General features: G+C 58.0%; 18 protein-coding genes. 9 read left to right on the top strand and 9 right to left on the bottom strand.

Features of this window, described 5'->3' with window-relative positions; translation table 11 throughout:
• Window positions 1-25: 25 nt before the first annotated feature.
• The gene (locus tag OCV66_RS11360; protein ID WP_054327571.1) at window positions 26-679 is read left to right on the top strand and encodes a 3D domain-containing protein; all 654 of its coding nucleotides are present in this window, start codon (window positions 26-28) and stop codon (window positions 677-679) included.
• Between the two features lie 76 nt (window positions 680-755).
• On the top strand, window positions 756-1,280 hold the full coding sequence (locus OCV66_RS11355; protein WP_147574300.1) for a transcription repressor NadR: 525 nt from the start codon (window positions 756-758) through the stop codon (window positions 1,278-1,280).
• Between the two features lie 48 nt (window positions 1,281-1,328).
• On the opposite strand, the gene OCV66_RS11350 is transcribed toward OCV66_RS11355, so the two are convergent.
• On the bottom strand, window positions 1,329-1,727 hold the full coding sequence (locus OCV66_RS11350) for a metallopeptidase family protein (RefSeq protein WP_054327572.1): 399 nt from the start codon (window positions 1,725-1,727) through the stop codon (window positions 1,329-1,331).
• A gap of 144 nt (window positions 1,728-1,871) precedes the next feature.
• Between OCV66_RS11350 and OCV66_RS11345 the strand changes: the two genes are divergently transcribed.
• Window positions 1,872-2,438: a hypothetical protein gene (locus tag OCV66_RS11345; RefSeq protein ID WP_054327573.1), complete on the top strand. Its 567-nt coding sequence runs from the start codon at window positions 1,872-1,874 to the stop codon at window positions 2,436-2,438.
• Between the two features lie 41 nt (window positions 2,439-2,479).
• Here OCV66_RS11345 and OCV66_RS11340 read toward each other — a convergent pair whose 3' ends face one another.
• Entirely contained in the window at window positions 2,480-3,094 is a 615-nt protein-coding gene (locus OCV66_RS11340) for a hypothetical protein (protein ID WP_262564512.1), read from the bottom strand.
• A gap of 131 nt (window positions 3,095-3,225) precedes the next feature.
• The gene (locus OCV66_RS11335; protein WP_107631943.1) at window positions 3,226-3,837 is read right to left on the bottom strand and encodes a cytidylate kinase-like family protein; all 612 of its coding nucleotides are present in this window, start codon (window positions 3,835-3,837) and stop codon (window positions 3,226-3,228) included.
• 209 nt (window positions 3,838-4,046) lie between these two features.
• Between OCV66_RS11335 and OCV66_RS11330 the strand changes: the two genes are divergently transcribed.
• Window positions 4,047-4,898: a sugar phosphate isomerase/epimerase family protein gene (locus tag OCV66_RS11330; protein ID WP_107631942.1), complete on the top strand. Its 852-nt coding sequence runs from the start codon at window positions 4,047-4,049 to the stop codon at window positions 4,896-4,898.
• 42 nt (window positions 4,899-4,940) lie between these two features.
• Here OCV66_RS11330 and murC read toward each other — a convergent pair whose 3' ends face one another.
• Window positions 4,941-6,311, bottom strand: coding sequence for a UDP-N-acetylmuramate--L-alanine ligase (murC, locus tag OCV66_RS11325; RefSeq protein ID WP_054327577.1), 1,371 nt, complete (start codon window positions 6,309-6,311; stop codon window positions 4,941-4,943).
• Between the two features lie 180 nt (window positions 6,312-6,491).
• Between murC and spoVG the strand changes: the two genes are divergently transcribed.
• Window positions 6,492-6,752: a septation regulator SpoVG gene (gene spoVG, locus OCV66_RS11320; protein ID WP_054327578.1), complete on the top strand. Its 261-nt coding sequence runs from the start codon at window positions 6,492-6,494 to the stop codon at window positions 6,750-6,752.
• Window positions 6,753-6,809: 57 nt separating this feature from the next.
• Entirely contained in the window at window positions 6,810-7,958 is a 1,149-nt protein-coding gene (locus OCV66_RS11315; protein WP_054327579.1) for an MGDG synthase family glycosyltransferase, read from the top strand.
• Window positions 7,959-7,972: 14 nt separating this feature from the next.
• Here the strand turns inward: OCV66_RS11315 and OCV66_RS11310 are convergent, their stop codons facing one another.
• Window positions 7,973-8,530 (bottom strand): TetR/AcrR family transcriptional regulator, encoded by a 558-nt coding sequence (locus tag OCV66_RS11310; RefSeq protein WP_054327580.1) that lies wholly within the window; start codon window positions 8,528-8,530, stop codon window positions 7,973-7,975.
• Window positions 8,531-8,706: 176 nt separating this feature from the next.
• Here OCV66_RS11310 and OCV66_RS11305 point away from each other — a divergent pair, with 176 nt between their 5' ends.
• On the top strand, window positions 8,707-11,004 hold the full coding sequence (locus OCV66_RS11305; RefSeq protein ID WP_262564508.1) for an efflux RND transporter permease subunit: 2,298 nt from the start codon (window positions 8,707-8,709) through the stop codon (window positions 11,002-11,004).
• A complete protein-coding gene (locus OCV66_RS11300; RefSeq protein WP_107631940.1) occupies window positions 10,991-13,129 on the top strand; it encodes a hypothetical protein in 2,139 nt (712 codons plus the stop codon). The genes OCV66_RS11305 and OCV66_RS11300 overlap by 14 nt, the downstream gene beginning before the upstream one ends.
• 45 nt (window positions 13,130-13,174) lie before the next feature.
• Here OCV66_RS11300 and OCV66_RS11295 read toward each other — a convergent pair whose 3' ends face one another.
• On the bottom strand, window positions 13,175-14,962 hold the full coding sequence (locus tag OCV66_RS11295) for a Na/Pi cotransporter family protein (protein WP_054327586.1): 1,788 nt from the start codon (window positions 14,960-14,962) through the stop codon (window positions 13,175-13,177).
• A 113-nt stretch (window positions 14,963-15,075) separates the two neighbouring features.
• On the opposite strand from OCV66_RS11295, the gene OCV66_RS11290 reads away from it, so the two are divergent.
• Entirely contained in the window at window positions 15,076-15,738 is a 663-nt protein-coding gene (locus OCV66_RS11290) for a gamma-glutamyl-gamma-aminobutyrate hydrolase family protein (RefSeq protein ID WP_107631939.1), read from the top strand.
• A gap of 146 nt (window positions 15,739-15,884) precedes the next feature.
• Here the strand turns inward: OCV66_RS11290 and rpoD are convergent, their stop codons facing one another.
• The 3 genes from rpoD to OCV66_RS11275 are packed head-to-tail and all read right to left on the bottom strand — an operon-like array spanning window position 15,885 to window position 19,918.
• Window positions 15,885-17,117, bottom strand: coding sequence for an RNA polymerase sigma factor RpoD (gene rpoD, locus OCV66_RS11285; protein ID WP_054327588.1), 1,233 nt, complete (start codon window positions 17,115-17,117; stop codon window positions 15,885-15,887).
• Window positions 17,114-18,880, bottom strand: coding sequence for a DNA primase (dnaG, locus tag OCV66_RS11280; RefSeq protein WP_107631938.1), 1,767 nt, complete (start codon window positions 18,878-18,880; stop codon window positions 17,114-17,116). The genes rpoD and dnaG overlap by 4 nt, the downstream gene beginning before the upstream one ends.
• A gap of 36 nt (window positions 18,881-18,916) precedes the next feature.
• Entirely contained in the window at window positions 18,917-19,918 is a 1,002-nt protein-coding gene (locus OCV66_RS11275; RefSeq protein WP_107631937.1) for a deoxyguanosinetriphosphate triphosphohydrolase, read from the bottom strand.
• Window positions 19,919-19,978 lie beyond the last annotated feature (60 nt).

Below are 19,978 nucleotides of genomic sequence, written 5' to 3'. Positions count from 1 at the left end.
ACGATTTTTTAGGAGTGTAACACAAATGTCTATTTCCCTGCGAAAGCATATGGCCAAACTCCTCGCGGCGACACTCGCTGTCAGCGCGATGGCAACGGCCAGCGCTGCTGCTCTGGATCAGCCAGTTGCGGTACTCTCTTCCAATCTCAATTCCTCGGTCGGCACGGTCCTGACCGCAGACGAAATCAAGACCGCCGAGCAGTCCCTTGCCGAAGCAACGGCCAAGGCAAAAGCGGAAGCGGAGGCAAAGGCCAAGGCGGAAGCCGCGGCAGCCAAGGCTGCTGCGGAGAAATCCGAGTACAACAGCCTGCTGACCGCGCCGGTTTCGACCAAGACGGTAGCCTACTCGTCCTCCCTGCTCGCCAGCGACGCGATCAAGAGCAACGCCACCTCGCTGGGCAATTACAAGCTGACGTTCTACTGCCCGTGCGCGGTTTGCAACGGCACCTCGAGCGGCAAGACCGCTTCCGGTACGATCGCGGCCGAGGGCCGCACGATCGCGGTGGATTCCTCGGTCATTCCGCTGGGCAGCCGCGTTTATATTGAGGGCTATGGCGTGTTTATCGCAGAGGATACCGGCGGCGCAATCAAAAATAACAAGATCGACGTATTTGTTTCTTCCCATGACCGTGCTTACGATCTTGGCGTACAATATGCAAACGTTTATCTTCTCGGCTAAGTGTTTTTTCAAAAGGGCTATGCTTGCATAGTCCTTTTTCTTTTGCTATGATAGGGTTGTTAAGGAAGTGACGACTATGAATGCTGCCGAACGGCGTATCAAAATCACCCATCTGCTCGCGCAGTCCGACGGACCGGTTTCCGCAACCGCGCTGGCCGCTCAGTGCGGCGTCAGCCGCCAGATCATCGTGGGCGACGTGGCCCTGCTGCGCGCGGGCGGCCTGGCGGTGCTCGCCACGCCGCGCGGCTACATCCTGGAAAACCCCGCCGCGCCGGTCTACGCGGAACGCCGTGTCGTCTGCCATCATGGGGACGAGCGCCTGCGTGAAGAGCTGTATACGGTCGTCGATCTGGGTGGCGCGCTGATCGACGTGACCGTCGAGCATCCGGTTTATGGCCAGATCTGCGCGCCGCTGCACATTTTCTCCCGCTTTGACGCGGACGCGTTCTGCAAAAAAATACAAAACCCCGGCACCCGTCCGCTCTGCGACCTGACGGGAGGCATCCATCTGCATACGCTACGCGCCGCGGACGAGGCAACCCTCAGCCGCGTCGTGCGGGGGCTGAAGGACGGGGGCTTTCTGCTCACCGAGGAGCGGTAGTATCGGCCTGCTTCCGCCGTCGCTTTGAACGCACAAAGGGCAGGGCGCTCACGCGCCCTGCCCTTTTTCGTCCTCCTCCCTGCTCTGCGCGCGATAGGCCGCGATCTGCGCTTCGTCCAAGACCTCCAAGTCGCGCACTCCCGCGCGCCCCTCCACATGGTGACGGAACTCATGCCGCAGCACCTTGCGCATCTCCTCGGTCAGCGCGGCTTCATCCAGGCCGCGGAACACCCGCCTGAATGAGCCGTAAAACATCACGATATATTTCCCCATGGCTGGATCGACACGGTATTCCCCCATGATATACAGGTCGCCATGCTCGTCCGCTGGGTGCAGCGGGTGTCCGGTATCTACCAAGATGCCGCCGTTCAGCTCCTCATAAAACTGCTCCGGCAGCTCCTCCGCCAGCGCCTCCAGTATTTCTTCAAATCGGTCAATGGAAATCATGCTATCTTCCTTTCGCCTTTACTATACCATATCCGGCGCCGTTTCGGCAAGCACGCATTTTATTTTACATATGTCTTGACATATGTTCCACATTGCAGTATACTTTTGACCGTTGATAAAAGATCGGAAAGGAATAGAACAACCATGACAAAAAGCAAAAGTCTGTACCATCTGGTGCTTGCCGGCGTCCTCTGCGCGATCGGCATTATTATCCCCATGTTTTCTCCCATTAAAATCCGCATCGACCCCATGAGCTTTACCTTGGCGAGCCATGTCGCGGTCTTTCTGGCCATGTTCATCTCCCCCGCAGTCGGTGCAGCCGTCGCGCTGGGTACGACGCTCGGCTTTTTCCTCGGCGGTTTTTCGCTTCCCATTGTCCTGCGCGCGCTGTCCCATATCATATTCGTCGCCCTTGGCGCCATTTACCTCCAGCGGCATCCAGAGCTTCTGGATTTCCGGCAGGCGACCTCCAACCGTGGTCTCCGGCTGCTCAGCCTCGGCTGCTGGACAAGCGTTGTCCATGCCGTCTGTGAAGCGCTGATCGTCATTCCGTTTTATGCGGCCATGGCGATGCCGATGCAGGAGATGCTGCGGCTGATCGTCCTGCTGGTCGGCGTGGGCTCGTTTGTGCATTCCATGATCGATTACGCGATCTCGCTGCTGATCTGGAAGCCGGTCAGCGGCACGATGCGTAAAGCCAAAACGGTATGACGCAAAAGCGCCGGTGCGTATTGCACCGGCGCTTTTGCCATTCACGGCAGCTCGCAGCCGCCCCATTCGACCACAGTGAAGCCATCCCGCTCAAATTGCGCAAAGGTCTGCGGCGTAATCTCCTGCGGCGCCTCCAGCGGCTTCCAGGCCATGAATACGCGCAGCACGCTGTCCGGCTCCGGTTCGATGGTCAGCCTTGCCGTCTCGGTATACCGGTCGGACTGGAACGAGATCAGGTTATAGGCATTCCCCTGCATCCTCGGCAGCCAGTACACGATAAATTCATTGTACTCCCGCGGCGTCAGACCGATCTCCGCCAGCGTCCCCTGCAGGAATGCCGCCGTGTCCTTCCCGGCTACGCAGAACCCTTCGGAAAAGTCGTATTCCGTATCCGAGGAACCCTCCCAGAACAGGTACGAGTACTCCTTTCCTTCCGCATCGACCAGCGTGCCGTCCGGATGGGCGGTCACAGCCCAGCCATCCTCATACGCCGGATAGGTGACGGTCAATTCACCGTTGTAAACCAACTGAGCCAGTACCTCCGTGACTTCCTCCGGATAGAGGTAAATCACCGGCTTGGCAGCTGTCTGATCTCCGCAGCCCGGCAGCAGCATCACCAGCATGGCAGCCAGCCCGCCTGTGAGCAATCGCTTCATTGTCATTCCCTCCTTTTACCTGTTCTGACGTTCGCGCAGCGGTTTTGTTCCGCGCTATAGGAAAGGCCGTATCCGAATGGATACGGCCTTTCCTCCCTCTCTTTTCCTCTATTCCCCATGAAGAAACGAGCTTATTTTTTCAACCGGTTGACATACTCCAGAATAATATCCACAGAATGCTCCACACCCAGCCGGCCGGCGTTGATGCACATATCGTAATGGTCACACTTGCCCCATACCTTTCCGGTATAGTAGTTGTAATAGGTAGAGCGCTGCTTATCCATTTTTTCCAACGCCGCCTGCGGCGTCTTGCCCTCGATCTCATAGTCCCCGCAGCTCTGGATCCGCTTAATGCGATCCTCGATCGAGCCGTGGATAAAGAAATCGAACTTGTTCGGGAAGTCCCGCAGCACATGGTCGGCGCAGCGGCCGACGACCACGCAGGGCGCGTCCTCCGCAATCTCACGGATCACATTCGCCTGTGCCAGATAAAGCTGGTCGGTCAGGCTCATGCCGTTCAGCCCGACCGAGCCGAACATGGTCAGCGAGTACAGGAAGCTGTTTGTCGCCCGTTTATCCAACTGTTCAAACAGCTTTTCATCAAAGCCGGTCTTTTTGGCCGCCCGCGTGATCAGCTCGCGGTCATAAAAGGAAATGCCAAGGCGGAGCGCGAGTTTCTGGCCGATTTCACGGCCGCCTGTGCCGTATTCACGGCCGATGGTGATGATTAAGTTGTTATTCATAACGCACCCTCCTCACTGTTACGAAATTATACAAATTGCATAATTCTTTGTATGTTCAGTATGCACCATTTCGTGATTTTTGTCAAGTAAAAATCTGATGTTTTTTTGAATTGCGAGAAATCGTTGACAATTACTTTCTCCCCGTGCAAAATAAAGGCAAGAAGATAGCCGCGGCTTTTATTGTTTTTTCATAAAAAAGGAGGCTTGTTATGGCGCAGACCTGGCTTGGCATCAGTTCCTTTACCTATCCGTTTTTATCCGGCGTCAATCCCGCGCAGCGGCCGGCGCAGCCGCTCACGCCGCTCGGCCTGATCGACAAGGCGGTCGCGCTCGACGTGGGCTGCGTGCAGTATTCGCACAACCTGCCGTTTGACGATTTCAGCGACGCCACCCTGGACGAGATCCGCGTCTATGCGCAGGAGCGCGGCATCCTGCTCGAGGCCGGCATGAAGGGCATGACGCCCGCGCGGCTCGAACGGTATATCGATATATCCGCCCGTCTGGGCGTCAGCATGCTGCGCGGCATCACGGACGCCGCAGGCTACGAGCCGCCGATGGAGGAAACCATCCGCGTCGTGCGCGGCGTCCTGCCCCGTCTCGAGCGGCACGGCCTGACGCTCGGCATTGAGAACCATGACCGTTTCCTCGCGCACGAATACGCCGAAATGATCGCGCAGATCGGCCATCCGCTCGTCGGCCTGGTCGTGGACAGCACGAATTCGCTCTCCACTGAGGAGCCGATCGACGAGGTATTGCAGTATATGGCGCCGTACTGCGTCTGTTTCCATGTCAAGGATTACACGATCCAGCGCAGCAATTCCGGCGTCGGGCTGGCCATCACGGGCATGCCCGCCGGGCAGGGGCGTCAGCCCATCCCCAAAATACTCGACTACCTGAAGCGGGAGGCGCCCCGCGATTTCAGCACGGTGCTGGAAAGCTGGATGGCGTGCTGCCCCACGCTGGAACAGACCCTTTCGCAGGAGGAGGATTGGGCGGAACAGAGCGTGGCATATCTCAGGCAGCTTATCCCCGCGCGTCCTCCCTACAGCGGACAGCCGTAACAGAAAAAAGCCGCAGGAGCGCGTCCTGCGGCTTTTCTGTTTTTATCGGATCAACATGGGGCCTACCTCGTTGATATTCCCCGCGCCCATGGTAATCACCAGGTCGTTCGGCCCTGCCTCGCGGCGCAGATAGGCCGCGATCTCCGCAAAGCTGTCAAAGGCTACCGCCCCCGGCACTTCTTCCGCCAAGTCGCTCGCGTACACCCCGACCGTATTCTGCTCCCGCGCCGCGTAGATCGGCGCAAGCACGGCCTGGTCGCACAGCTTCAACGCCTCCACGAATTCAGGGAACAGCGCCTTGGTGCGGGTATAGGTATGCGGCTGGAACGCGCACAGGATACGGTCGAACCGCATCTCTCTGGCGGTCGTCAGGGTCGCTTTCATCTCATTGGGGTGATGGGCGTAGTCGTCCACCACAGTCGCGCCGCACGGCATTTTGCCAATCAACTGGAACCGGCGGGACGAGCCGGTGAACTGGTTCAGTCCGCGTTCCGCCGCCGCGCCCGATACGCCCAAAAACTCCGCCGCCGCGCAGCACGCCAAGGCGTTGAGCATATTGTGCCGCCCGGGAACGGACAGCCTGACCCGTGCATACGGCTTGCCGCCGATCAGGACGGTAAACTGGTAATATCCGTTCACATCCCGCACGTCTTCGGCGCGCACGTCCGCGTCCGGCGCCATGCCGAACGTACGGATACGCCGGTCCAGTCCCGCGACACTCCGCATGGCGTTGGGATCGTCCCCGTTGGCGACCACCAGCCCATTCATCGGCGTCAGCTCGACAAACGCGCGGAACGAGTGGATGATATCATTGATATCCTTGAAAAAGTCAAGGTGGTCCTCCTCCACATTGAGTACCACCGCGACGGTCGGCGCGAATTTGAGGAAGGAATTGCAGTATTCGCAGCTTTCCGCCACAAAGCAGCCCTTGCCGCCGATGCGCAGCGTGCCGCCGATCGCGGGCAGGTTGCTACCGACCATGACCGTCGGGTCCAGGCCGGCCTCCATGGTGATCAGCGCCATCATGGAGGTCGAGGTCGTCTTGCCGTGCGTGCCGGCCAGGCAGACCACATTATCGTAATCCCGCATCAGGTGGCCCCAGGCCTCCGCGCGTTCCATCACCGGTATGCCCAGCTCATGCGCGCGGACGACCTCCGGATTATCGTCATGTACCGCGGCAGTGCGGACGACGAGCGAAGCGCCCTGCACATTTTCCGCCTTATGCTCATAGCTGATTTTTGCGCCCCGCGCCTTCAGGCGCGCGGTAACGTCAGTCCCCAGCCGGTCCGAGCCGGTGACCGGCACCCCTTTTGACAGCAGCAGCTCGGCCAGCGAATTCATGGATACGCCGCCAATGCCAATCAGATGGATGGTTTCCTTATTTTCAATATAGGGCTTGATTGAAAGGGCCATATTCCCCTAAGCCTCCTGCTATAATCTTCAGTCTTCGGGCGAAACCGCGGTTCCAGCCGAGAGGGCTTTGCCTGTACTGCTATTCTTGCCAGACAAGGTATATTATAGTACAAACCTGTCAAAATATAAATAGGCAAACAGACAAAATTAAAACGACCAATCAGAAAAAAGGAGTACACTATGGAAATCACAGACATCAAATTCCGCCATGTGGAAGAATACGGCCGCCTGAAGGCGCTGGTATCCGTCACTTTCGACGATATGTTCGCCGTGCATGACATCAAGATCATCGACGGACATGACCGGCTGTTCCTCGCCATGCCGTCCCGCCGGATGCCGGACGGGCGCTTCCGCGATATCGCGCATCCGGTCGGCAACGCGCTGCGCGACGAGCTGGAGCACAGGGTGCTGGACGCCTATAAGGCGGCGTTTATACAGTAATTTGCTTTTTTTCCTGTTTTGATGTACAATAACTCTTATACAAGGAGAGGTACCGGTATGAGAGTATTGATTTTATCTGTCACAGCAGGCTTTGGACACCATGCGACCGCAAAGGCCGTGGGCGACATGCTGACCAGCAAGGGCGCCGATGTGCATACGCTGGACGTTTACGCCTACATCAGCAACCTGATCAGGGCAACCATTGACAAGGGCTACCTGTTTTCCTCCAAGCACATGCAGACGCTGTACCGTCTGGTCTATCAGCTTGCGGAAAACGGCGGCGCGGGCTATTTCACCGCTGGCCCCAGCATTATCAACATCATCAATGCCCTCGGGGCGTCCAAGTTCGCCAGGGTGATTGCGGGCTACGCGCCCGATGTAATCCTCTGCACGCACGTTTTCGCCGCGCAGATGGTGGATGAGCTGAAAAAGCGAAAAAAGCTTGACGATATCAAAACCATCGGCATCGTGACCGACTACACCCTGCATCCCTACTGGGAAGACGTGCCGCATGTACAGTATATTGTAACGGCAAGCGAACTGCTCACCTTCCGCTGCGTCAAGCGCGGCATACCCGAGCGCCGTATCCTGCCGTTCGGCATACCGGTGCATCCGAAATTCAACCAAAAGCTGTCGCGGGCGGACGCTGCGGCGCAGCTCGGCATTGACCCGCAGCAGCGCACGCTCCTGCTCATGGGCGGTAGCATGGGCTATGCCGACCATGTAAAAACGCTGGAAAAGCTGACCGCGCTCGGCTTCCCGCTGCAGCTTCTTGTGGTCTGCGGCAACAACAAAAAGCAGTTTCTACAGGTTGAACAGTTCGCCTCCCGCTATCAGGGCGACTGTGTGATCAAGCCATACGGCTTTGTCCACAACGTAGAGGTAATGATGAGCGCTGCGGACTGCATCGTTTCCAAGCCCGGCGGCCTGACGGTATCCGAGGCGCTTGCCAAAAACCTGCCCATGCTGCTTGTCGACCCGATCCCCGGCCATGAGGAGCGCAACGTGGAGTTCCTGGTCAACAACGGGATGGCGGCGCAGATCACCAAGCATTTCCCGATCGACGAGGCCGTGTACGAGCTGTTCCGCAACCCCGCCCGTCTGGCGACCGTGCGCCAGACCATGCAGGCGGTCGCCCATCCGGATGCAACCGAACGGCTCGCGGATTTTGTATTGCAATGGAATGAACCATCAAACGCATGCTGAAAAGCATGCGTTTTTTATCCCCTGGCCGACTGCAGCATGGGGGAAAGGATATGTTCCATCAGCGCGATCAACTCATTTTTCGGCAGCGGCTGCGATTCCGCGACCCACCGTTCGAGCATCCCTACCACGCCGGTCGCAATAAAGCGCGCGACGTAAACATCCTCCACGCCCCTGCACGGCACGGACTCCATGCGGCATTCCTCAATCACATGGATCAGCTTTTTGCTGAACCCCTCCGCTCCGCTCACACGGACCAGCGTGGTCACAATCTCCCGATTCTCCTCCAGATAATCCACCGCGCGCATGAGCACCGGATGCAGGGAGCCGCCGCCGTTCAAATGGATATCGTCGATCATTCCGCGAAAGTCCGCGATCATTTCGCTTTCTATTTTTTCACGCAGATCGTAAACATCCCGATAATGCGCATAAAATGTTCCGCGGTTGATATCCGCTTCCCGCACCACATCGGTCACGGTGATGCTCTGAAAATCCTTTTGCTGCATCAGCCTTGTCAATGCCTGCCGCAGCAGCTTTTTCGTGCGCCTGATGCGTTTGTCCTCCCGCTCCTCCATCAGGACTCCCTCCTGTCCATTACTCCAAAGATAACATACATTAAAATATATTTTGTTTATTATCATTCATTATGAATAGATTTGATTATTGTGTATGTTATCCTTATGTACTATACTATAACATGAAAAGAAATCGTACGCAATGTCTATTTTCAAGAAAGATGGTGTTTTTCTTTGTGAAACGAAAGGGACATAGTCCTGTTGACCTGATCATTCACAGCCGCAGGCTGATCGAAAAAGTGTTTACCGTACTTATCATTTTCAGTTTGATCTGTATCCCAATGGTCGGCGTTAACTACGACCTGACAAAATACCTGCCGGATTCCAGTCCATCCGCGCAGGCGCTCGATATCATGGAGGACGAATTCACCTATCCCGGCATGGGGCGCGTCATGCTGGAGGATGTCACGCTGTACGAGGCGAAAAACGTCAAGGACCGCATCGCCGATGTAGAGGGCGTCGATATGGTCATGTGGTGCGATCTGGAGACCAACATCTACGGTTCCAGCGCATTTATCGACTACACGGACATCGAGGATTACTACAAGGACGGAAAGGCCTATATGGACGTCATCTTTTTGGAGAAGGATTCGTCCAGCCGGACGCACAAGGCGGTTCGGGAGATCGAGCAGATCGTCGGGGACCGCGGCCTGGTGGCCGGTTCAGCGGTGTCAGACACCAACCTCGGCCCCACGATCAACGCGGAGGTCGCGCGCGTGATGGTGCTTGCGGTCATCATCATCTATCTGATCCTGACGCTCACCACAACCTCCTGGTTTGAGCCTGTGCTGTTCCTTTCGGTGCTTGGCATCGCCATTATCATCAACATGGGCTCCAACATCATATTCGGCGAGATCTCATTCCTATCCAACGCGGTGGGCGCGGTCCTACAGCTCGCCTGTTCGATGGACTACTCCATTTTCCTACTGCATGCGTTCACCGAGGAACGGGCCAACGGCGCCGAACCCGAGCAGGCCATGGCCAACGCGCTGCGCTCGGCCGTTTCCTCGATCGGCGCCTCCGGCGCGACAACCATCGTCGGCTTTGCCGCCATGGTGCTGATGAACTTCGGCATCGGTCCGGATATGGGGCTGGTGCTGGCAAAAGGCATCGCGCTGAGCCTTGTCACCGTGCTGCTGCTGATGCCCGCGCTGATCCTGCGCAGCCAGAATATCGTAGCGAAGACCCAACACCGGCCGTTCGTCCCCAAGCAGTGGCGCGGCTTCGGGGAGTTTGTGTACAAAGTCCGCAAGCCGATCCTGATCGTGGTGATGGTACTGATCGTCCCCTGCTATGTCGCGCAGGGCATGGCCGATTTCACCTATGGCAATGAGGCGGTCGCCAACTCCCCCGGCACGCCGGTCTATGAGGCTGAGCAACGGATGAACGCGGAATTCGGACAGAGCAATATGATGCTCGCCCTGATCCCGCTGGACAGCAACGTCACGGAAAAGGCCATGAGCGAGGAACTGGACAGCCTGCCCTATGTCAAATATTCTCTCGGCCTGGCTTCGGTCCTGCCCTCCGGCATACCGGAGGATTTTTTGCCGGAGAGCATCACCGGCATCCTGCACTCCGAGCACTGGGCGCGCGTAATCATCAACGTCCGTTCCGCCGGCGAAAGCGACGCGGCGTTCCGATATGCGGATGAGATCCGCGCCGTCATCGACCGGTATTATCCGGATGAGCAGACCTATCTGGTCGGCGTAACTCCCTCTACACAGGATATCAAGGAAATCATCGTGCCGGATAACAACCGAGTCAACATCGTCTCGCTGCTGGGCGTCGCGCTGGTGGTGGCAATCACCTATAAGGCGCTGCTGCTGCCGCTGGTCGTGCTGATCCCGATCGAATGCGCCATTTACATCAACACCGCGCTGCCCTACATCTACGGACAGCGCACCATGTACCTCGGCTTTATTATCGTCGGCTGTATCCAGCTCGGCGCGACAATCGATTATTCCATCCTGCTGACCGGCAACTATCTGGACGCCCGTTCGCAGGGCGATAAACGGGAGGCTGCCATCCGCGCGGTCACGGTTAGCGCGGAATCCATCCTGACCTCCGGCCTGATTATCATGACGGTCGCCTACGGCCTGTTCTTCCTCACCTCGGTCGAGGCGGTGTCAGGCCTGGGGCAACTGATCGGCCGCGGCGCGCTGATCTCCATGATCCTTGTGCTGTTCCTGCTGCCGATGTGCCTGATGCTGTTCGACCGCTGGATCATAAAGCCGGATTACGCGCAGAAAAAGCACGCCAGGATGAACCGCATTCGCGACAAAAAGCTAACGCTGCCCACGCTCAGCGCGCTGCATGAGCAGCGTCTGCGCCTGCAGGAACAAATCCGCGAAAACCGCCGCGCCCGACATAAGGCCATCCGGAACCGGCTCATGCGCCTGCTCCATCCGCAAAAGCCGGCGGATACACCGGATAAGGCCGACCGAGAGGAGGAAAACAACCATGTTCGCAAATAAGCTATGCCGCCTGACCGCCTGCGCGCTTCTGCCAGCGCTCCTGCTGCCCCAGGCGGCGGTTGCCGCCGCGCCTGTCGTGGAAACCGACGAGGCGGTTTATATCAACCTGGATTACTATGGCATGCCCGAGGATACCCGCATCGTCAAGGGCGTGAACCTGAACGGCCATACCTCGTTTACCGACTATGGCGATTACAGCGCTGTATATAACATGTCCACCTATGACGAGCCTGCGCTCAGCGACGGTTCGGTCACCTGGGAGATCGCGGACGACGGACAGCAGCGCTTCTATTATGAATGCATCCCCAACGGGGAGGAGCCTATACAGCTTCCGTGGAATTTCGATGTATCCTATCAGCTTAACGGCGTACCCGTCGAAGCGGAAACGTGCGCGGGCGCGTCCGGTTTGATCGAAATGACCATTCACGCCGTACCGAACGAAGCCGCAAGCGAGTATTACAAAAACAATATGACACTCATTTGCGGCACCGGCATCGACATGAGCAAAGCACTCTCGATCGAAGCGCCCGGCGCGCAGGTGCAGTCGATGGGAACCTACAAGATCGTCTTTTTCATGGGCCTGCCAGGCGAGGAAAGCACCTTTACCGTGCGGATCGGCTCAAACAGCTTTGAAAGCATGGGGCTTCTGCTTTTCCTGGCGCCCGCCACGCTTTCCTCGCTCGATATCCTCGCGGATATGAAGGATATCAAGGACCGCCTCGGGGACTCGGGCGACAACCTGTATGAGGGGCTCAGCAGCATGCTGGAAACGCTGCAGAGCATGCAGAGCGGCTTTAATACGCTGTCACACGGCGTATCCGGCATCAACGAGGTGCGCAAGCAGCTTGTCGCGGACCGCGGCACCCTTGACCCCAAAACCGACGCGGCCCTTGACGCGCTGGAAGCGCTTGCCGGCAAATCCGACTCCCTGATTCCCGAGCTGAACGCCATGAAAACCATACTGGTCACGCTCAACGCTACCGTCAACAGCATGCTCGGCACGCTTGAGGAATCCGGCGCCGATATCCTCGAATATCAGGAATTGCTCCGCAAAGTCAAGATATCCCTGGATAACCTGGAGGATATGTTCAACGACCTGGACGACGCCGCCGATATTGACGGATTTTATATCGACCAGCTGCGGAGCGCTGTGGACGACCTAAAAAACGATATGGGCCGCCTGTCCTCCAACCTGAGTTCCCTCAGGAATTCCCTTTCCGCATTGGAGGATATCCAGGACGCGCTCATCACACTGATCCAGCTCGATTTGGCGCATCTGGTTTCCGCTGGCATCATCACCCCCGAAGAAGCGGCCGCGTTAGGCGATATGCTGTCCGCCCTCCCCTCTGGCCTGTCCGGAACGATCGCAGCGTCCAAAAAAACGCTGAGCACGCTGTCGGACGCCGCGGACAGCTTGGAGAGCATGCTGTCCTCCTCGGACGGCATCCTGGAAAACCTTGCGGATATCGCGGATGTGCTGGATGATTACGAGGGGTTGCCGCAGGATTTCACCGCGGAGGGGAAAAAGCTCGCCGATCTGATGAACACCTCGCTCGAGCGTGTCAATCAGCTTGTGGCCGATATCCCCGCCCTGTCCACCTGCCTGCAGCAGATCACGACCGAGGCGGTTTCCGCTGCGGACAAGGGCGAGGAGCTGATGGTTGCGCTTACCAAAGCGCTGTCCGCCTCCTACGACATGCTCGACTCCGCCAACGGCATCCTGCGCTCGGTCCGCGGCCAGGCGGACGCCAGCCTGCAAACATCGATCGACGGACTGCTGGACGTTCTGGATAAGGCCGCGCGCTCCAACAGCTCCAGCAGCCTACAGAAAGCAACCGATTCGATCCACAGCGCGGTGGACGACGCGGAAAAGGATCTGGAAGAGGATACCAATGTCCTCAACATCGATGCGCAAGCCGAGCTTCAGTCCGTGACCAGCAGCCAGAACCCGACGCCGGCCAGCCTTCAGTTTATCCTGCGCACCCATGAGATATCGCTCGACGATGATGAAGGAACCGCCGCCGCGAACCAAGAGCAGGCCGACGAGGGTGTACTCGCCCGCATCGGGAACATTTTCAGAAAGCTCTTTTCCGCCATATATGGGGTATTCGTCTCTGAGGAATGACAAAAGCGCCGCGTTCTAACGAACGCGGCGCTTTCATATACTGCTTTAGGCCTTTTCCTGTGCCGCCTGGATCTGCGTCAGGTATTTCTGCTGATAATAGCGCAGCTTTTCCGCGAATTGCGGCGTGGACCGGTAGCCCTCCTTGGCGTATTCATGCGTATCGAACTCCTCGGCGCCCTCGCCAAGCTGGATCGTATAAATCGCAATATTCGAACAATGGTCGCTGATTTTTTCCAGATCATGCACGATATCAAGGAAATGGATGCCGATCTGCATCGTGCATTCATTATTCCCCAAGCGCTGAATGTGGTTGCTTTTCAGCCGCTCCTTGAGCGTATCCACGACCTCTTCCACCGGCTCGACCGTGCGCGCGATAGAAACCGACCGCGTCACATACCCCTCAACGGTCAGGTCAAGCGCCTCACCGACCGCTTGGCACATGGTATGCAGCTCCTGCGCCGCGGTTTCCGAGAACGACAGATCGCTTTGCCGGAATTCCTCCGCGCGGTCAAAGATATTCTGCGCGTAGTCCCCAATCTTTTCGAAATCGGACAGCGAGTGCATCATCTCCGCTAACTGGCGCCGCTGGTCGACCGAACGGATATTGTGGATATTGGTCAGATACCGCGCGACCTCTACCTCGGCACGGTCCAAAAAGCTCTCATGCTCCCTGAACAGGCTTTCGTTCGGCGCGCTTTTGTCAAACAGCGGCTCGGTGGCCAGCTGCAGGTTCTGCTTGGCCGCATCGCCCATATCCGCAATGCAGCGCTGCGCCTGCTCCAGGGCCAGCGACGGTGTCGTCAGGAAGCGGGGCTCCAAACGCGCCAGTGGGTCCTCCTGCTGCTCGCCCGACGGAACGCTCCATTCCGCCAGATGCACCAGCAGTTTGGTAAACGGCAGGAACAGAATCGTGCAGGTGACATTGAACAGCGTGTGGAAATTGGCGATGCCGCCCTTATCGATCGCCGAATTCCAGAACGAGAAGCCGACCGTGTACTGGATAGAATAAATGACGACCAAAAACACGATCGAGCCGATCAGGTTGAAGTAAAAATGCACCATCGCGGTTCGGCGGGCGTTTTTGGAACCGCCGATCGACGACAGGAACGCCGTGATGCAGGTGCCGATGTTCTGACCTAGGATAATCGGTATCGCGGCGGCATAGGTGATCGCGCCCGTTGTGGACAGCGCCTGCAAAATGCCGACCGATGCGGACGAGGACTGGATGATCGCCGTTACGCCCGCGCCAACCAGGACGCCGAGCACGGGGTTTGCAATCGTCGCGAACAACTGTGCGAACTGGGGCAGATCAGCCAGAGGCGCGACCGCGCTTTCCATCGTGGACATACCGATAAACAGAATGCCGAATCCGGAAAAGATATCCGCGATATCACGGGTCCTGCGCTTTTTGGCGAGCATCATAATGATAACACCGGCCAGGACAATCAGAAAGGCGAGGTTTTTCGGCTTGAGCATCTGCATGAACAGATTGCCGCCTATCTCGCCGCCGCTGTCCAGCCGCAGAATCTGCGCGGTGATCGTGGTACCGATATTCGCGCCCAAAATAACACCGACAGACTGCCGCAAAGACATTATGCCAGCGTTTACAAAGCCGACCACCATGACCGTCGTCGCTGAAGAGGACTGGATGACCATGGTGACTACCATCCCCATCAGCAGCGCCTTAAACACATTGCCGGTCATTTTTTCCAGCGTTTTTTCAAGCTTAGAGCCGGCCGCGCGCTCCAAACCCTTTCCCATGGTGGTCATACCGTAAATAAACAGCGCCAAGCCGCCTACCAACTGTACGACCGACAGCACATTGAACTCCATGCGCTTCCTCCGTTTCACATACCCTTAACTTCATTTTTATTTTTCCCATACAATTTAAGTATAATGATTCTATATTGCCCTGTCAACGAAAAAAGGCATAGGAGGAGAAAGCTGTGCAACATCCACTGATTTTAATTTCCAGCAGCCGCGTAATGGGCAATTTATCCATGTCACGACAGCAATCCGCGCTGTACGGCGCCTGTCTGGGCGGCGCTGGCGCGGCGGGCGTATTGTATACAGGTGGCCCATCCGCCTGCCTTGCCGCCCGCTGCGACGGGCTGTTGCTCGCCGGCGGCGGTGACATCCATCCCTCCTGTTTCGGGCAAAGCGTCCAAAACGCCGCGCTTTCGGTTGATCCGGTGCGTGACAAGGAGGAGCGGGCACTCTTCGAGGACTTTTACCGCCGCCGCAAGCCCATCCTCGGCATCTGCCGCGGCGTCCAGGTGATCAACGTCTTTCTCGGCGGCACGCTGCATCAGGATATCCCCGCGCACAGCGGCGGCTGCCACGGCATCCGCTGTACCGGCGCGCTTTCTGCACTCGTGGGGCCGGCCCCCACGGTCAACAGTTACCATCACCAGGCGGTCGATCAGCCCGCGCCCTGCCTCCAAACCGCCGCGCGTGCCAGCGACGGCATCATCGAGGCGCTTATGCACGCCACCGCCCCTATCCTTGGCGTGCAGTGGCATCCCGAACGCATGGTGCCGCCCTTCTGCGAAGATGTGGCGGGCGCGAACCACCTTCCCCTGTTCCATTGGCTGATTGAGCGCTGCTGACAGCTTAAGGCCTCTCGTCGTTCCGCGCGCCTATCCCTTTCTCCCTCTGCACCGACAGGCAAAAAGCACCGGAAACAAGCTTTTCCGGTGCTTTTTTGATGTAACCGCAGTGCGCGTTATCCCTGAACGCCGGGCAGCAGCCCGCGTCAGTTCAGGAAGTCTTTCAGCTTTTTGGAACGCGACGGATGGCGCAGCTTGCGCAGCGCCTTGGCCTCGATCTGGCGGATACGCTCACGGGTGACGTTGAACTCCTTGCCGACCTCCTCGAGCGTGCGGGTATGACCGTCCTCGATGCCGAACCGCAGCCGCAGCACCTTTTCCTCGCGCGGCGTCAGGGTTTTGAGTACCTCGACCAGCTGCTCCTTGAGCAGCATGAATGAAGCCGCCTCAGCCGGTTCGGGCGCGTCATCATCCGGAATGAAATCGCCCAGATGAGAGTCCTCCTCCTCGCCGATCGGCGTTTCCAGCGAAACCGGCTCCTGCGCAATCTTGAGGATATCGCGCACACGATCGACCGGCATATTCATTTCCTTGGCAATTTCCTCCGGACTCGGGTCGTGTCCCAGCTCCTGTAGGAGCTGGCGGGAAACACGGATGACCTTGTTAATCGTCTCTACCATGTGTACCGGAATGCGGATCGTCCGCGCCTGATCCGCGATCGCGCGGGTGATGGCCTGCCGGATCCACCAGGTTGCATAGGTGGAAAATTTGAAGCCCTTGGTCGAATCAAACTTTTCCACTGCCTTGATCAGGCCCAAGTTGCCCTCCTGGATCAAATCCAAAAACAGCATCCCGCGGCCGACATAGCGCTTTGCGATCGAAACGACCAGACGGAGATTTGCTTCGGCCAAACGCTTTTTCGCCCGTTCGCCGGCCTTGATGTCCTTATCCAGTCCGGCGCGCTCCTCCGGTGGGATCGCGTCCCCCTCATTGCGGACGCGCTCGATCGCCTCATTGCCCCTCTGCATCTGTTCGGCGAGCGTGATCTCCTCCTCAGGGCTGAGCAGGTCGACCTTACCGATCTCCTTCAGGTACATGCGCACCGGATCGTCAATCGCAAAGGCTTCCGCCATTGCCGAGGTATCAACCAGCTCTTCCTCCGGCACCTCCTCGACGTCCTCAGGCTCGAACACCTCGTCATCATCGTCGCCCAGCGCCTTTTCAAGCACGCCCTCGGTCTCGATCTCGATCCCCATCGACTCCAGCGTTTCATACAGCTTATCGATGTCGTCGCTTTCCATATCCAACTGGCCGAGCGCGTCCGCGATCTCCTTGAGCGTCAGCCTCCCGTTCTTTTTGCCGAGCGCCAGCAGGTCCTTCACCACCTGCTGCTGGTCCACCGCCTGCTCCGGCGCATTGCCATTGCCCATTGTCGTCATATCGTTTGTCCTCCCGCGTTTTGTTTTTTAATGCGTCCAAAGGTAAGCAGCGGGTCCTCGCCCGCTTCCTGAATCGTACCATCCCTGACACGCTGCATTCTTATGGTATCTATGTACTCGTGCAGCGCCTGCCTCTGCTCGCCGGCAGGCAGGCTCTGCTCCAGAATCGAAGATAAAAGGCTCATTTCATTCGGCTCAAGCCAACCCTCGAACGGCAGTACGTCGACAATCTGCCCCTCCCGATCGAGCGCCAGCACCCGCTCATATATCTTACGCAGTACCGGCGCGGAAAACCATGCCGGCGGCACTTCCTTTTCCATCCCCGCGATCAGCTTTTGATCGGAGAACAGGAGCCGCAGCACATTTTCCTCCGCTTTCGCGGATTTTACATCCGTATAGGCCAGCGTCCGGTCCTTTGGCTGCGCCATGCCGACCGGCGAGCGGATCTCGCGGCGCTCCGCGGCCTGCCGCCGCTTACGCCGGATACCAAGCTCCCGCCGCACCTCGATATTCATAGCCTCCGCCGTTACGCCCGCCATTTTGGCGGCGCGTCCCGCGTATACCTCGCGCTCGATCGAGCTTTCGATGCCCGCGAGCATACGCGCCGCATCCCGCAGGAACAGTACGCGCGCCTCGTCGTCCTCCAGATCGTATTTGGCCGCGATCTGCTCCAGCCGGTAGGCGTTGTGGTTTTCGCTCCGATCAATGATCGCGCGGAACGCGTCCGCCCCCTTGGCCTTGATAAATTCATCCGGATCCTTGGCGCCCGGTATTTTCAGCACCTTAACCTGCAGGTCGCATTTTTTCAGAATATCGATCGCGCGCTGTGCGGCGGCCTGTCCCGCGCCGTCCGCGTCATAGGAAATCACGATCTGATCCGTGTGGCGCGCAATGATACGCGCCTGCTCCTCGGTCAGCGATGTGCCGAGCGAGGCCACGGCGGAGTCGAAGCCCGCCTGATGCAGCGCGATCACATCCATATACCCTTCCGCGAGGATAAAATACCCGTTCTTCGTCGTCTTGGCCAGATTCAGCGCAAACAGGTTGCGGCTTTTATGAAAAATCAGCGTTTCAGGGGAATTGAGGTATTTGGGCTTGGAATCATCCATCACCCGCCCGCCGAACGCGATCACATTGCCGCGCACATCAATGATCGGGAACATGACGCGGTTCCGGAAGCGGTCGTAAATCCTCCCCTTTTCGCTACGGCTGACCAGTCCGGCATCCATCAGTTCTTCCCGCGTATAGCCCTTGGCGGTCATTGCGTCGATCAGCGCGTGGAAGGAGTCGGGCGCATAGCCCAGCCCGAACTGATTCATAACGCGCCGGTGCAGGCCGCGGCCAATGAAATACTGCTGCGCCGCCCGATGCTCCGGCTGCCATAACGTCTGGTAATAGAACCGCGCCGCATCCTTGCAGAGCGCATACAGCCGCTCGCGGTGGCGCGCCGCTTTCCGTTCCGCCTCCCCCTGCTCGGGTACCTGCATGCCCGCGCGGTCGGCCAGGAAGCGCACCGCATCAGGGAATTCCAGCCCCTCGGCTTTCATCACGAACGTGATCACGCCCCCGCCCGCGCCACAGCCGAAGCAGTGGAAAATCTGCTTGTCCGGAGAAACAGAAAACGAAGCGGTCTTTTCATTGTGGAAAGGGCAGAGACCGAAATAATTTGCGCCACTTTTTTTCAGCTGCACGTACTGCGAAACAATATCCACGATGTCATTCCGCGCGGAAAGCTCGTCCAAAAACACGCGGTCAAACGGCATTGCGCCCCCTCCTTCCCTTTATCTTAACCGTTTTCGTCAATCTTCAATCTTATTCCAGCTTTTCGGAATAAATAATTTTTTATAGGTGGAAATCGAGTACCGGTCGGTCATGCAGGCGATATAATCGCATACAACGCGCTCGAGCGGATCGCCCTGCGTCATCAGGACAAAATAATCGCTCGGCAGCTCGTCCGGATGTTCGACAAAATATTCATACAGGCTGCGCAACATATTTTTCGCGCGCTGCTCCTCGCTCTGCGCCTCTGTCCCCTGGTATACATAGTCAAACATAAACTGGCGCAGCTCGAGCATTTCGTGGTGCGTCTTTTCGTCCATGCCAATCTCCCGATGCTGCTGCCCATAGGAGATCATGGCGGTCACCATCGTGTCAATGCGCCGCCCATGGGTATCGCCCAAGCTGTCGAGCAGGCGGCGCGGAATATCCGCCGCGCGGATCAGTCCCCCGCGGATCGCGTCGTCGATGTCGTGGTTAATGTAGGCGATCCGGTCCGCGAAATGGATGATACGGCCCTCCGGCGTATCCGCCTTCCTGCCGCCCGTATGGCACACGATACCGTCGCGCACCTCCCAGGTGAGGTTCAGGTCCTCAATCCGGTCGATCATACGCAGGCTCTGCTCATTATGCCGGAACCCGAACGGGCAGACCTCGTCCAGCGCTCGCTCGCCGGCATGCCCGAACGGCGTATGCCCCAGGTCATGCCCCAGCGCGATCGCTTCCGTCAAATCCTCGTTCAGCCGCAGCGCCCGCGCGACCGTCCGCGCGATCTGCGCCACCTCCAGCGTATGCGTCAGCCGCGCCCGATAGTGGTCGCCCTCCGGCGAAATGAATACCTGTGTCTTGTTGGACAGTCGCCGGAACGCCTTGGAGTGAATGATGCGATCCCTGTCGCGCTGGAAGCAGGTGCGGTACGGGCATTCCTCCATCGGCCGCTGCCGGCCCCTGGAAGCGTAGGACTTTGTTGCCCAATTGGCCAAGGTCAGCCGTTCCCTTTCCTGCTGCTGTTCACGAACAGTCATACGCTCCACTCTCCCTGCCAGAATTGCCTATATAATAAAAATACCAGATGGAACTGCGTT

Origin of the sequence: Agathobaculum ammoniilyticum (assembly GCF_025567315.1) — a bacterium.
In the GTDB taxonomy this organism is placed as follows: domain Bacteria; phylum Bacillota; class Clostridia; order Oscillospirales; family Butyricicoccaceae; genus Agathobaculum; species Agathobaculum ammoniilyticum.
The sequence above is the reverse complement of the archived record's forward strand: the minus strand, read 5'-3'. Positions and strand labels throughout refer to the sequence as shown.

Excerpts from the sequence above, each read along its gene's own strand:
- rpoD (WP_054327588.1), bottom strand. The coding sequence starts at position 17,117 with ATGACGACAATGGGCAATGGCAATGCGCCGGAGCAGGCGGTGGACCAG.
- spoVG (WP_054327578.1), top strand. The coding sequence starts at position 6,492 with ATGGAAATCACAGACATCAAATTCCGCCATGTGGAAGAATACGGCCGC.
- OCV66_RS11345 (WP_054327573.1), top strand. The coding sequence starts at position 1,872 with ATGACAAAAAGCAAAAGTCTGTACCATCTGGTGCTTGCCGGCGTCCTC.
- OCV66_RS11315 (WP_054327579.1), top strand. The coding sequence starts at position 6,810 with ATGAGAGTATTGATTTTATCTGTCACAGCAGGCTTTGGACACCATGCG.
- OCV66_RS11355 (WP_147574300.1), top strand. The coding sequence starts at position 756 with ATGAATGCTGCCGAACGGCGTATCAAAATCACCCATCTGCTCGCGCAG.
- murC (WP_054327577.1), bottom strand. The coding sequence starts at position 6,311 with ATGGCCCTTTCAATCAAGCCCTATATTGAAAATAAGGAAACCATCCAT.
- OCV66_RS11310 (WP_054327580.1), bottom strand. The coding sequence starts at position 8,530 with ATGGAGGAGCGGGAGGACAAACGCATCAGGCGCACGAAAAAGCTGCTG.
- OCV66_RS11295 (WP_054327586.1), bottom strand. The coding sequence starts at position 14,962 with ATGGAGTTCAATGTGCTGTCGGTCGTACAGTTGGTAGGCGGCTTGGCG.
- OCV66_RS11335 (WP_107631943.1), bottom strand. The coding sequence starts at position 3,837 with ATGAATAACAACTTAATCATCACCATCGGCCGTGAATACGGCACAGGC.
- OCV66_RS11330 (WP_107631942.1), top strand. The coding sequence starts at position 4,047 with ATGGCGCAGACCTGGCTTGGCATCAGTTCCTTTACCTATCCGTTTTTA.
- OCV66_RS11350 (WP_054327572.1), bottom strand. The coding sequence starts at position 1,727 with ATGATTTCCATTGACCGATTTGAAGAAATACTGGAGGCGCTGGCGGAG.
- OCV66_RS11300 (WP_107631940.1), top strand. The coding sequence starts at position 10,991 with ATGTTCGCAAATAAGCTATGCCGCCTGACCGCCTGCGCGCTTCTGCCA.
- OCV66_RS11340 (WP_262564512.1), bottom strand. The coding sequence starts at position 3,094 with ATGAAGCGATTGCTCACAGGCGGGCTGGCTGCCATGCTGGTGATGCTG.
- OCV66_RS11360 (WP_054327571.1), top strand. The coding sequence starts at position 26 with ATGTCTATTTCCCTGCGAAAGCATATGGCCAAACTCCTCGCGGCGACA.
- dnaG (WP_107631938.1), bottom strand. The coding sequence starts at position 18,880 with ATGCCGTTTGACCGCGTGTTTTTGGACGAGCTTTCCGCGCGGAATGAC.
- OCV66_RS11275 (WP_107631937.1), bottom strand. The coding sequence starts at position 19,918 with ATGACTGTTCGTGAACAGCAGCAGGAAAGGGAACGGCTGACCTTGGCC.